A 12,286-nucleotide genomic window follows, 5' to 3' on the forward strand; every position below is an offset into this window, starting at 1 on the left:
CCGCGCGGCCTGCTAGGGCGGCCGGGCGGAGCAGAAAGGCTCGTCCATGACCACGCTGTTTCTGGACTATCTGAAGCACAGGCCGGCCTGGTCCGTGACGCTTGTCTGGTATCTGCGCGCCATCGCCATCCTGCTGATCTTCAGCGGCCTGATCCATTGGGCGCGCATCGTCGGCATGTCGCCGTGGCGCGGCCAGTGGTTCTGGGAAATGCCTGTCGAGTGGCAGGCGGCGACGGTCTTCTTCGGTGTTCTCGATCTGGTAGCGGCGATCGGCCTGTGGCTGACCGTGTCGTGGGGCGCGGTGATGTGGCTCACGCGAGCGCTCACCCAGGTGGTGATGCACACGCTCTTTGCGGACATCTTCGGTCGGCGGCCCTACGAGATCGCCTTCTATCTGACGACCATCGCGATCTATCTGATCCTGCTCTACCTCAGCGAAAGGGAGCAGCGACGCTGATCGCGCAAGGCTGCGGTCCGGGGCAGGGAGGCCGGCCCCGGTTCGTCTGAACTGACAGGCTCGCGCGACGTCGCGGGCGGAAGTGATGGTGCCGCCGTCGGGGCGGAAAAGGGAGAAGTGCTTATGGCAAAGGTCGGGTTTATCGGGCTTGGGAACATGGGTGGTCCGATGGCTGCCAATCTGGTCAAGGCAGGGCACGACGTGCGCGGCCTCGACCTGTCGGCGGAGGCCAAGGCGCGCCTGGTAGAGGTGGGCGGCAAGACGGCGGACAATCTCGCCGAGGTGGCGTCCGATGCCGACGTGATCGTGTCCATGCTTCCGGCCGGCGCACATGTGCGCAAGGTCTATACGGGCGAGGATGGCATTCTGTCGCATGCCCGCCCCGGAACGCTGCTCATCGACAGCTCGACCATCGACGTGGAGAGCGCACGCGCGGTTGCGGCGGCCGCTGAAAAGGCCGGCATGCCCATGGTCGACGCGCCGGTCTCCGGCGGTGTCGGCGGCGCTGCGGCCGGTACGCTGACCTTCATGGTCGGCGGTCCGGATGCCGCCTTCGAGGCGGCGCGTCCCTATCTGGACGTGATGGGCAAGACGATCGTTCATGCGGGCGGTGCCGGCACCGGCCAGGCGGCGAAGATCTGCAACAACATGCTGCTGGGCATTTCGATGATCGGCACGTGCGAAGCGTTCGTTCTTGCCGAGCGCCTCGGTCTCGACGCGCAGAAGCTGTTCGACATTTCCTCCACCGCCTCGGGCCAGTGCTGGTCGCTGACGACCTATTGCCCGGTGCCGGGTCCGGTGCCGACATCGCCGGCCAACCGCGACTATCAGCCGGGCTTCGCGGCAGCGATGATGCTCAAGGACCTCAAGCTGGCTCAGGAAGCCGCGCATGCAAGCGGCGCGTCCACGCCGCTCGGTGCCGAGGCTGCCGCCCTTTACAATCTTTTCTGCAACGGAGGCGATGCCGATACGGACTTTTCCGGCATCGTCCGGTTCCTGCGCGGCAAGACGGACGCCTGAACCGTCCATACGCTGGACACCAACGATGGCAGGGGCGCGAAGCGGGAGACCGTTTCGCGCCTTGCTCGTTTGAGTTGCCCCTGAAAACCCTGATGTTCGCTGGAAAATATCGTTAACAGACTGTATTTCGTCGCGTCCTGCATCGCATTTGCGCGTTAACCGGAGATTTAGTCTCCTTTTTAAGCGGATTTTAGAGACCGCCTCGTATTGTCTGTCTCAAGGTGACAAAAAACGCACCGCTAACAATACATGAGGCGCAAACAAATGATGACCGCAAAGAAGGCAGTCGACGTCGCGTTGCAGGCTGAAGAGAGCGATGACATCAAGCCGCTCTACCTGGAAGCTTTGACGCTGGTCGAGCGTCTGCATCGGCGACTGCTCGATGTGATCAAGGATGAGTTCGACCGCGAAGGACGCGCAGACGTGAACAGCGTGCAGGCGCTGCTGCTGTTCAACATCGGCGATGCGGAACTGACCGCCGGTGAACTGCGGACCCGTGGCTACTATCTCGGCTCGAACGTGTCCTACAACCTCAAGAAGCTCGTCGACATGGGCTTCATCCACCACCAGCGCTCCCGCACCGACCGCCGTTCGGTCCGTGTCAGCCTGACGGCGAAGGGCAAGGACGTTGCCGAGAAGGTGAACGCCCTGTACGAGCGGCACATGCTGTCGGTCGAGCAGGTCGGCGAGATCGGTCCGGACGACTTCAAGGTCCTGAACCGTTCGCTGCGCCGTCTGGAGCGCTTCTGGACCGACCAGATCCTGTATCGTCTCTGACTGCCCGGGATTTTCCGGCCTGTCCTCATCGAAGCCGCTTCGTGCAGATTGTGCGAGGCGGCTTCGGTGCATGTGGCGGCTGGCTTGCGCTTTTTCGCGCCGCGACATGAATGCGCCATAATGGGATGGCTTAGGAACCGTTGCGTCATCCGATGCGGATGGAGCGTGGTCCGGGCAGAGTTCTTGCCGCGTCGGGCCGGGGCGGGTCTCCTTTGTCGACGGTTGTGAGCATTTGTTAATGCTGGCGGCGTATCCCTAACGAGACCTTTCTGAGCTTGACCTGGGACTGGAGTCGATACGGTGGGATTTGCAGCAACCGACCTCTTCGATGGGCGCCTTCTCGGCCTGCGGGCCGGCGCTAGGGGCGCCGCATTGGCACTGACAGGCGTTTTTGCCTCCGTCGCGATCGGAGGGGATGCGCTGGCGCAGCCGGCTCCCGTGCAGATGCGGATCGAGCAGCAGCGCGTCGAATGGAACGACCAGTTCGACACCACGATGCGCAGCCTGCAGGCGGTCGAATCCTCGTTTCCGACCTTGTCTCCCGACACCGCGACATATGTCGAGACGGCGATCCAGCGCTACTCGATGATCGTTCAGCAGGGCGGCTGGCAGCCGGTGACCAGCGGCCGGAAGGCGATGCGGCTGGGTATGCGCGACGAACACGTCGTGTCGCTGCGCCGCCGCCTCATGGTTTCAGGTGATCTCGAGCAGACCGCGGGTCTCTCCGACACGTTCGATTCCTACGTCGACGCGGCCGTGCGCCGCTTCCAGCTGCGCCATGGCCTGACGCCGGACGGCGTGGTCGGCCAGAGCACTCTGGTAGCGATGAATGTTTCGGCCAATGTGCGGCTGGGCCAACTGGAGACCAATCTGGTGCGTCTGCGCTCCATGTCCGGTTTCCTGGGCGACCGCTACGTGATGGTCAACATTCCGGCGGCCGAGATCGAGGCGGTGGAGAACGGCCGCGTGCGTTCGCGCCACACCGCCGTCGTCGGCAAGATCGACCGCCAGACGCCGATTCTCAACTCGTCGATCTACGAGCTCAACTTCAATCCGTACTGGACGGTTCCGGTCTCGATCATCCGCAAGGATCTGATCCCGAAGATGAACGAGGATCCGGCTTACCTCGAGAAGAACCGCATCCGGATCTTCGACTGGAAGGGCAACGAGCTCGCCTGGCAGCAGATCAACTGGAACACCGACGAGGCGACTCAGTACCAGTTCCGCCAGGAGCCGGGCGAGATCAACTCGCTGGGTTCGGTGCGCATCAACTTCCACAACTCGCATCAGGTCTATCTGCACGACACGCCGTCCAAGTCGCTCTTCGGCTCAGACTACCGCTTCCATTCGTCCGGTTGCGTGCGCGTGCAGAACGTTCGCGAGCTGATCACCTGGCTGCTCGAGAGCACGACCTCCGACTGGAGTCGCGCCCGGGTCGACGAGACGATCCGCTCCGGTTCGCGCGAGGACGTGAAGCTCGGCAACAAGATCCCGATCTACATGTCCTATGTCACGGCCTGGGCAACCGCGGAAGGCGTGATCCATTTCCGCGAGGACATCTACAATCGCGACGGCGTCCTCATGAGCGAGGCCGCAGTCGGCAGCGCTTCCCTACAGTGATTGGCGGGTTGTCGCATCCAGGCAAGGGCGGGGCGCTTCGATGCGGTCCCGTCCAGCCGGGGCGCGGCAATCTTGCGCATGTCGGACGGATGGTGTCGTGACCATTGGAAGGCAGCCGAAAGGCGAAGTCTATTTCGAATTCTATCCTGTCGGACGGCAGGTCAAGGTAACGGCGATTGATGCTGAGACAGGCATCGAGGTCGTCGTGCTTGGCCCCGTTCAGGCCACGCAGGCCGACCTTCAGCAACTTGCTCTGCGGAAGCTTATGAGGCGCCTTGCCCAAGAGGCGCCCGCCCGCTGATCTCGCTGCAGGGAGCTGAGCCGGCGAGATGTCGCGGGCCGGGCAATGGGCCTTGGTTCCCGCGAATGGCTGTGCTATCTGGCGTGACCTTTTGGTCTGGCCGGTCCGGCATTGTTCCGACGGCGCCAATGGTCGCCATGCGCGATTGATCTCACTTCAGGACTGCTAGAGGGGACCGACGATGTCGATGACTGACACCTCGCTCGACACGGCGATTTATCCGAACTTCTTCACGCGCTCGCTTGCCGATGCGGATCCCGAGATCAACGCTGCGATCACCAGCGAACTGGGTCGCCAGCGCCACGAGATCGAGCTCATCGCGTCGGAGAACATCGTCTCTCTGGCCGTGCTCGAGGCGCAGGGTACGATCCTCACCAACAAGTATGCCGAAGGCTATCCGGGCAAGCGCTATTACGGCGGCTGCGAGTATGTCGACGTGGTCGAGCAGCTGGCGATCGATCGCGCCAAGGAGCTGTTCGGCGCCCAGTTCGCCAACGTGCAGCCGAACTCCGGCAGCCAGATGAACCAGGCCGTGTTCCTGGCGCTGCTGCAGCCGGGCGACACGTTCATGGGTCTCGACCTCAATTCGGGTGGTCACCTGACCCACGGCTCGCCGGTCAACATGTCCGGCAAGTGGTTCAATGTCGTGTCCTACGGCGTGCGTCCGGACGATCACATGCTCGACATGGACGAGATCGCGCGCCTTGCCGAACAGCACAAGCCGAAGCTGATCATCGGCGGCGGCACGGCCTATTCCCGCACCTGGGACTGGAAGCGTCTTCGCGAGATCGCCGATTCCGTCGGCGCCTATTTCATGGTCGACATGGCACACATCGCCGGCCTCGTCGCCGGCGGCGCGCACCCGTCGCCGCTGCCGCATGCGCATGTGGTCACCACCACCACGCACAAGTCTCTGCGCGGTCCTCGCGGCGGCCTCATCCTGACCAATGACGAGGCCATCGCCAAGAAGATCAACTCGGCTGTCTTCCCGGGTCTGCAGGGCGGTCCGCTGATGCATGTCATCGCCGCCAAGGCCGTTGCCCTGGGCGAAGCCTTGCAGCCCGAGTTCAAGACCTACGCCCAGGCCGTGGTCGCCAATGCAAAGGCGCTGGCCGCCAGCCTGCAGGAGCAGGGGCTCGACATCGTGTCCGGCGGCACCGACAACCATCTGATGCTTGTCGACCTGCGCCCGAAGAATGCCACCGGCAAGCGCGCCGAGGCAGCTCTTGGCCGTGCGAACATCACCTGCAACAAGAACGGCATTCCCTTCGACCCGGAAAAGCCGTTCGTTACCTCCGGCATCCGTCTCGGCACGCCGGCCGGCACCACCCGCGGCTTCGGCCAGGGCGAGTTCCGCGAGATCGGCCGGCTGATCGTCGAGGTGCTGGACGGCCTGCGCAGCTCCAACAGCGATGATGGAAATGCCGAGGTCGAGGCTCGGGTGAAGGAAAAGGTGATCGCACTGACCGATCGCTTCCCGATCTACCCGAACCTTTGATTGCAGGCCGGTGCGCGGGAAGCGCACCGGCAACCAGTCTTGTGGGCCGCCGTGAGGGCGGCTCACGGTCCGGAGCCCAAAGCGCATGAAGTGCCCTTATTGCGGTTGTGACGACACCCAGGTGAAGGACTCGCGTCCCACGGAGGACAACACCGCAATCCGCCGTCGCCGGATCTGCACCGCCTGTGGCGGCCGCTTCACCACCTTCGAGCGCGTCCAGCTGCGCGAGCTGACCGTGATCAAGCGCAGCGGTCGCCGCGTGCCGTTCGATCGCGACAAGCTGATGCAGTCGGTCCGCATCGCAACCCGCAAGCGCCCCGTCGAACCGGAGCGTCTGGAGCGGATGGTGAGCGGCATCGTGCGCCAGCTCGAAAGCTCGGGCGAAAGCGACATCAAGGCGAGCGACATCGGCAACCTGGTGATGGAAGGGTTGAAGGTGATCGACGACGTCGCCTATGTGCGCTTTGCCTCCGTCTACAAGAATTTCCGGGAAGCCAAGGACTTCGAGGCCCTTCTCGACGAGATGAGTGGGCCCGACGCTGCGGCCTTCGACGAGACCTGACCCTCGGACATACCTGACCATGCCGGACAGCTGCCACGATGATCGTTTCATGGCTGCCGCCGCTTCCTATGCGCGGCGTGCTCTCGGCCGTGTATGGCCCAACCCGGCAGTCGGCGCGCTGATCGTGCGCGATGACGGCGACGGCCCCGTCGTGGTCGGCCGCGGCTACACCCGCCCGCCCGGCGGACCGCATGCGGAAGTCGTCGCCCTCGCTCAGGCAGGCGAAGCTGCGCGCGGTGCCACCTGCTATGTCACCCTTGAGCCCTGTTCCCACCAGGGGCGCACCGGCCCGTGCTGTGTCGCGCTGGCGCAGGCCGGTATTCGCCGTGTCGTGATCGGTCTTCTGGATCCCAATCCGCGCGTTTCAGGCCGCGGCGTGGCGATGCTGGAGGCCGCCGGCGTCGAGGTGCGCTCCGGCGTACGCGAGGAACTTTGCAGCGCCCTGCATGCCGGCCATGTCAGCCGCCTGACGCGCGGCCGTCCGCTTGTGGTTCTCAAGCTTGCCGTCTCGCGCGATGGGTTCATTGGGCGTCGCGGGGCAGGGCAGATCGCCATCACCGGCGAGGATGTCTTCCGGCGTGTCCATATCCTGCGCGCCGAGTGCGACGGAATTCTCGTTGGCATCGGCACGGCGCTCGCCGACGACCCTTCCCTCAATTGTCGGCTTCCCGGCCTTGCCCATCGCTCCCCGGTGCGCATCATTCTCGATACGAATGCGCGGCTCCCCCTGGACAGCAAGCTGGTCCAGACAGCCGGCGAGATCCCGCTCTGGCTGCTTGTCGCCGCCGATGCCGATCCCGACAAGGTGGAGGCGCTGACGGTCGCCGGCTGCACCGTGATCCGCCTGGCGCGGGCGAAGGGCGAGCCGATCGATCCGCGCACGGCCGTCCGGGCCCTGGGGCAGCGCGGCATTACCAAGCTGATGGTCGAGGGCGGTTCGACGGTGGCGCGCGCCTTCCTGGACACGGATCTTGCCGACGAGGTGATCATCTCGCAAAGCGGCCTCGTGATCGGGCAGGGGGGGATCCTGCCCTTCGGTTCGCGTGGTACGGATATGGTCACCGCCAGCGTCCGATTCCGCAATGTCGGCACCCGGCGGGTCGGTGCCGACACGATGACCCATTTTGTCCGCGAAAGGAGCTGACATGTTCACCGGTATCGTCACGGACATGGGACGCATTGCCTCGGTCGAGGCCATTCCGGCGGGTTTGCGTACGCGCATCCTGACTGCCTACGATCCCGACGGCATCGACATCGGCGCCTCCATCTCCTGCGACGGTGTCTGCCACACGGTGACGGCCAGGGGCAGGGATGGCAGCGACAACTGGTTCGAGATCGAGTCGGCGGCCGAGACCTTGCGCCTGACGACCGTCGGCGGCTGGAAGGCAGGGGACCGCGTCAATCTGGAGCGCTCGTTGAAGATCGGCGACGAGCTTGGCGGTCACATCGTCCAGGGGCATGTGGACGGCACGGCAGAGATCCTGGAGCGCATCGACCATCCGGATTCGGTTTTCTTCCGCTTCCGCGCCCCGGCAGAGTGCGCTCCGTTCATTGCAAAGAAGGGCGGCGTTGCCCTTCACGGTACGTCGCTGACGGTCAACGAGGTAGACGGCGACACGTTCACCGTGTTCCTGGTCCCGCACACCCTGGCGGTGACGACCTGGGGCGAGCGCACGGCCGGCGACAGGATCAACCTCGAAGTGGACATGATGGCGCGCTACGCAGCCCGGCTCGCGGAGTATAGCTGAGCGAGTCCTCCGGCTCCCCACATCGTGTCAGGTGCCCGGTGCGGGCATGGCGGGTCTGACAATCCGCGCTGGACAAAACCGGCCCGGCATGGTTCCTACCGGCACCTTGTTGCCGGCTCCTCCGGCAGTGCAGCCGGTCCGTTCTGACGCCTCTTGCGCGCCCGGCTCCCGGCTTGCCATGACATGAAAGCGAAGAGAGCGACATGACGACCCCTCGCATCTTGATCATCGACGCCCGCTTCTACGACGATATCGCCGACGCCCTGGTCGCTGGCGCCATGGACGTCCTCGAAGGGCAGGGCGCCGACGTCACACGCGTGTCCGTCCCCGGCGTCCTGGAGATTCCGGCTGCCCTTGCCATGGCACTCGCTGCCATGGAGGCGGGGACCGCGGACTACGACGGTTTTGTGCTGCTCGGCTGTGTGATCCGCGGCGAGACCTCGCACTACGACATCGTCGCCAACGAGTCGGCCCGTGCGGTGATGGAGCTCACCATCGACGCGGCGCTGCCGCTCGGCAACGGCATCCTGACGGTCGAGAACGGCGAGCAGGCCTGGGTGCGTGCCGACCCGGCGAAGAAGAACAAGGGTGGCGCGGCAGCGCAGGCCGCGCTCGACATGATCGCGATCAGGGACCGTTTCGGAATCTGACAATGACTGAAGACAACGAAGCCAGGACAGAGCCGGCCGTCCGCCCCGCCAACAAGCGCGGCGCGGCGCGGCTGTCCGCTGTCCAGGCGCTGTACCAGATGGATGTCGGCGGCTCGAGCCTTGCCGACGTGCTGGCAGAGTTCGAGGCGTTCCGCCTGGGTGCGGAGCTCGACGGCGAACAGTACCGCGAGGCGGATGCGTCGTGGTTCCGCGATCTCGTCAAGGGCGTGGTCGCGGAGCAGCGCTATCTGGATCCGGTGATCCATCGCTCGCTGGTCGCCGGTTGGCCGCTCCGCCGCATCGACACGACGCTGCGCGCGATCCTGCGCGCCGGAGCGTTCGAGCTGATGCGCCGCAAGGACGTTCCGGCCCGTGTGGTGATCAGCGAGTATATCGATGTCGCCCGCGCCTTCTACGAGGCGGAAGAGCCGCGCATGGTGAACGGCGTGCTCGACAAGCTGGCGCGCGAGTTCCGCAGCAGCGAGTTCGACGGCCCGACCAAGCCGGAGCAGGCGGAAGAGGGAGCCTGAGTCCCTCGCTTGCGCCCCCGATTGTGGACTGAAGCAGCCACGGCGATCCGCCGTGGCTTTTTCTTTGATTTCAGGACTGAATCTTCCCTTGCGGAAGATTGTCATGTGCCTGCTGTCCATCGTTGTTTCCGCAGCGTTATGAGCGCTGGCGCGGCATGACAAAACAGCCATTGCCTGAAGCTGCAGGGCGCGCGATCTGTCCCGGCCGGGTGGAAACTCGTCCTTGACGGGACGCACAGGACAGATACCGTTCTTCCCGCAGGACCGCATAACAATCAAGGAAAGGTCCTTCCGCGTCCTTCATTGGGGGGAAGAATGCTCGAGCTCGTAATAGTAATTTTGTGTGGTCTGCTGTCCCTTGCCTACGGCGTATGGGCCATTCAGTCCGTCATGGCTGCCGATGCCGGCAATGCCCGCATGCAGGAAATCGCCGGTGCGATCCAGGAAGGCGCGCAGGCTTATCTCAACCGTCAGTACACGACCATTGCCATCGCCGGCGTGGTCATCTTCGCACTGGTTGTCTGGTTGCTCGGCAGCCTGGTCGCCATCGGCTTTGCCATCGGCGCGATCCTGTCGGCGGCGGCGGGCTATATCGGCATGCACGTCTCGGTGCGCGCCAACGTCCGCACCGCTCAGGCCGCCAGCACGTCGCTTGCTGCCGGTCTCGAGATCGCCTTCAAGGCGGGTGCCGTCACGGGAATGCTGGTTGCGGGCCTCGCCCTGCTGGGCGTTGCCGTCTATTTCACCATCCTCACCGAGATCCTCGGCTACGATGCGCAGAGCCGCATCGTCATCGACGCACTGGTCGCCCTCGGCTTCGGCGCCTCGCTGATCTCCATCTTTGCCCGCCTCGGCGGCGGCATCTTCACCAAGGGTGCGGATGTGGGCGGTGATCTTGTCGGCAAGGTCGAGGCCGGTATTCCGGAAGACGACCCGCGCAACCCCGCCACCATCGCCGACAATGTCGGCGACAATGTCGGCGACTGTGCGGGCATGGCGGCCGACCTCTTCGAGACCTACGCGGTGACCGTCGTCGCCACGATGGTCCTGGCCTCGATCTTCTTCACCGGAGCCGCAGCACTCGAACTGATGCTCCTGCCGCTGGTGATTGGCGGTGCCTGCGTGGTCACGTCGATCATCGGCACGTTCTTCGTCAAGCTCGGCAGCAACAACTCGATCATGGGCGCCCTGTACAAGGGCTTCGTCGCCACCGCTGTCCTGTCGGCTGTGGCACTGTTCGCCATCGTGTTCTTCTGGCTGGGCTTTTCGACCGAGTACACCACCTCGGGCGGACTGACTTTCGCTGGTCGGCACCTGTTCTACTGCGGCCTTGTCGGCCTGGTGGTCACCGGCCTGATCATCTGGGTGACGGAATACTACACCGGCACCGACTATCGCCCAGTGCGTTCGATTGCCCAGGCCTCCGTTACGGGACACGGCACCAACGTGATCCAGGGCCTCGCCATCTCGCTCGAAGCCACCGCACTGCCCGCCATCATCATCATTGCGGGCATTCTCGGCGCGTTCAATCTTGCCGGTCTGTTCGGCATCGCCATTTCGGTGACGACAATGCTGGCGCTTGCCGGCATGGTGGTTGCGCTCGATGCGTTCGGCCCGGTGACCGACAATGCCGGCGGCATTGCGGAGATGGCCGGTCTGCCCCAGGAAGTGCGTGTGACCACCGACGCGCTCGACGCGGTCGGCAACACCACCAAGGCCGTCACCAAGGGCTATGCGATCGGCTCCGCCGGTCTCGGTGCGCTGGTGCTCTTTGCCGCCTATACCGAGGACCTGAAATACTTCGCGGCCAACGCGGCGCCCGGGTCCTATTTCGACGGGGTCGTGGTGGATTTCTCCCTGTCCAACCCCTACGTGGTGGTCGGTCTGCTGTTCGGCGGTCTGCTTCCCTACCTCTTCGGCGGTATTTCGATGACCGCTGTCGGTCGCGCCGCCGGCGCGGTCGTTGAGGAGGTGCGCAGGCAGTTCCGCGAGAAGCCGGGCATCATGGAAGGCACGGAGAAGCCGGACTACGGCCGCGCCGTCGACATGCTGACCAAGGCGGCGATCCGCGAGATGATCATCCCGTCGATGATGCCGGTCCTGTCCCCGATCGTGGTGTTCTTCGTGATTACCGCCATTGCGGGCAAGTCGCAGGGCTTTGCCGCCGTCGGCGCGATGCTGCTCGGCGTCATCGTCACCGGTCTCTTCGTCGCCATCTCCATGACCGCCGGCGGCGGGGCGTGGGACAACGCCAAGAAGTCCTTCGAGGACGGCTTTGTCGACAAGGACGGCGTCAAGCACATGAAGGGCTCGGAGGCGCACAAGGCCTCGGTCACCGGCGACACGGTCGGCGATCCCTACAAGGACACTGCCGGTCCGGCAATCAACCCGATGATCAAGATCACCAACATCATCGCGTTGCTGCTGCTGGCCGTTCTGGCCCACGGCTGACGTTGCGGCCTGGGTACCGTCAGACGGCATCCAGGCACGCTCATCAGCGAGAATGCAAAACGCCCGCGGCCTTGGCTGCGGGCGTTTTTTTGCGTCCGGCAGGAACTGGGACCGCTCGGTCCCCAGCTGCTACAGGTTGAGGCTCGGGTTCTGGGCGCCGCGCAGGATCTGCGACAGGAAGCCGTAGTCGGCGCCGCCGGTGCGGGTCTTGCGGCTGAGGATGTCGACGACCTTGCCGTCTTCCAGGCTGTAATAGGCCGTGTCGCGCACGAAGCCTTCCTCGTCGAAATAGATGGCGACGACGCGCTGCTCGACTGTTTCGGGCATCAGGAACGCGGTCGTCTCCTTGACCTGCGAGATGTAGTAATAGGCTTCGCCGTCGAGCCGCGAGGAGGTCGAGGGAGATCCGAGCAACAGTTCCACCTGTTCGCGACTCGATCCCACCTGGATGTCGCGCACCCGCTCGGGCCGGATGACATGGCCGTGATTGATGGTGGTGGTGAAGCAACCGGCCAGCGGCAGCGCCAGGACGCTCACCAGCACTGCTCCGCGAATCCATGTCTTCATGTGAAGCGTATCCTGTTGCTTTCTGGCGGCTGTCACGGCCGGAAGGCAGCCGCGTGCCGTTTTTGTCGCTCCGCGCATCCTTGGCAAAGTCCCTAACCTGCGCTA

At 64.4% G+C, this 12,286-nt stretch carries 13 protein-coding genes; 12 read left to right on the plus strand and 1 reads right to left on the minus strand.

Going from position 1 to position 12,286, the window contains the following annotated elements; translation table 11 throughout:
• The first annotated feature begins 46 nt into the window (after window positions 1–46).
• The 12 genes from GH266_RS00455 (at window position 47) to GH266_RS00510 (ending at window position 11,614) form a co-directional block, all read left to right on the plus strand.
• Window positions 47–457 carry a DUF6163 family protein gene (locus tag GH266_RS00455; protein WP_158192145.1) on the plus strand — a complete coding sequence of 137 codons (411 nt, stop codon included), beginning with the start codon at window positions 47–49 and terminating at the stop codon, window positions 455–457.
• Window positions 458–580: 123 nt separating this feature from the next.
• On the plus strand, window positions 581–1,477 hold the full coding sequence (mmsB, locus tag GH266_RS00460; RefSeq protein WP_158192146.1) for a 3-hydroxyisobutyrate dehydrogenase: 897 nt from the start codon (window positions 581–583) through the stop codon (window positions 1,475–1,477).
• A gap of 264 nt (window positions 1,478–1,741) precedes the next feature.
• Complete coding sequence (gene ldtR / locus GH266_RS00465) at window positions 1,742–2,254, plus strand: transcriptional regulator LdtR (RefSeq protein WP_067333296.1); 513 nt, start codon at window positions 1,742–1,744, stop codon at window positions 2,252–2,254.
• 300 nt (window positions 2,255–2,554) lie between these two features.
• A complete protein-coding gene (locus GH266_RS00470; protein ID WP_425329554.1) occupies window positions 2,555–3,874 on the plus strand; it encodes a L,D-transpeptidase family protein in 1,320 nt (439 codons plus the stop codon).
• 97 nt (window positions 3,875–3,971) lie between these two features.
• On the plus strand, window positions 3,972–4,175 hold the full coding sequence (locus GH266_RS00475; RefSeq protein ID WP_209001515.1) for a DUF6898 family protein: 204 nt from the start codon (window positions 3,972–3,974) through the stop codon (window positions 4,173–4,175).
• Window positions 4,176–4,362: 187 nt separating this feature from the next.
• Complete coding sequence (gene glyA / locus GH266_RS00480; protein ID WP_158195973.1) at window positions 4,363–5,673, plus strand: serine hydroxymethyltransferase; 1,311 nt, start codon at window positions 4,363–4,365, stop codon at window positions 5,671–5,673.
• 85 nt (window positions 5,674–5,758) lie between these two features.
• Entirely contained in the window at window positions 5,759–6,235 is a 477-nt protein-coding gene (gene nrdR, locus GH266_RS00485; protein ID WP_067214791.1) for a transcriptional regulator NrdR, read from the plus strand.
• A gap of 49 nt (window positions 6,236–6,284) precedes the next feature.
• Window positions 6,285–7,379: a bifunctional diaminohydroxyphosphoribosylaminopyrimidine deaminase/5-amino-6-(5-phosphoribosylamino)uracil reductase RibD gene (gene ribD / locus GH266_RS00490; RefSeq protein WP_244953749.1), complete on the plus strand. Its 1,095-nt coding sequence runs from the start codon at window positions 6,285–6,287 to the stop codon at window positions 7,377–7,379.
• A gap of 1 nt (window position 7,380) precedes the next feature.
• Window positions 7,381–7,983 carry a riboflavin synthase gene (locus tag GH266_RS00495; protein WP_158192148.1) on the plus strand — a complete coding sequence of 201 codons (603 nt, stop codon included), beginning with the start codon at window positions 7,381–7,383 and terminating at the stop codon, window positions 7,981–7,983.
• Between the two features lie 203 nt (window positions 7,984–8,186).
• Window positions 8,187–8,633: a 6,7-dimethyl-8-ribityllumazine synthase gene (ribH, locus tag GH266_RS00500; RefSeq protein ID WP_097174665.1), complete on the plus strand. Its 447-nt coding sequence runs from the start codon at window positions 8,187–8,189 to the stop codon at window positions 8,631–8,633.
• A gap of 2 nt (window positions 8,634–8,635) precedes the next feature.
• On the plus strand, window positions 8,636–9,163 hold the full coding sequence (gene nusB, locus GH266_RS00505) for a transcription antitermination factor NusB (protein ID WP_158192149.1): 528 nt from the start codon (window positions 8,636–8,638) through the stop codon (window positions 9,161–9,163).
• 315 nt (window positions 9,164–9,478) lie between these two features.
• A complete protein-coding gene (locus GH266_RS00510) occupies window positions 9,479–11,614 on the plus strand; it encodes a sodium-translocating pyrophosphatase (RefSeq protein ID WP_158192150.1) in 2,136 nt (711 codons plus the stop codon).
• A gap of 129 nt (window positions 11,615–11,743) precedes the next feature.
• Here the strand turns inward: GH266_RS00510 and GH266_RS00515 are convergent, their stop codons facing one another.
• Window positions 11,744–12,181 (minus strand): outer membrane protein assembly factor BamE, encoded by a 438-nt coding sequence (locus GH266_RS00515; RefSeq protein ID WP_158192151.1) that lies wholly within the window; start codon window positions 12,179–12,181, stop codon window positions 11,744–11,746.
• Window positions 12,182–12,286 lie beyond the last annotated feature (105 nt).

It is taken from the genome of Stappia indica (assembly GCF_009789575.1).
GTDB classification, from domain to species: Bacteria; Pseudomonadota; Alphaproteobacteria; order Rhizobiales; family Stappiaceae; genus Stappia; species Stappia indica_A.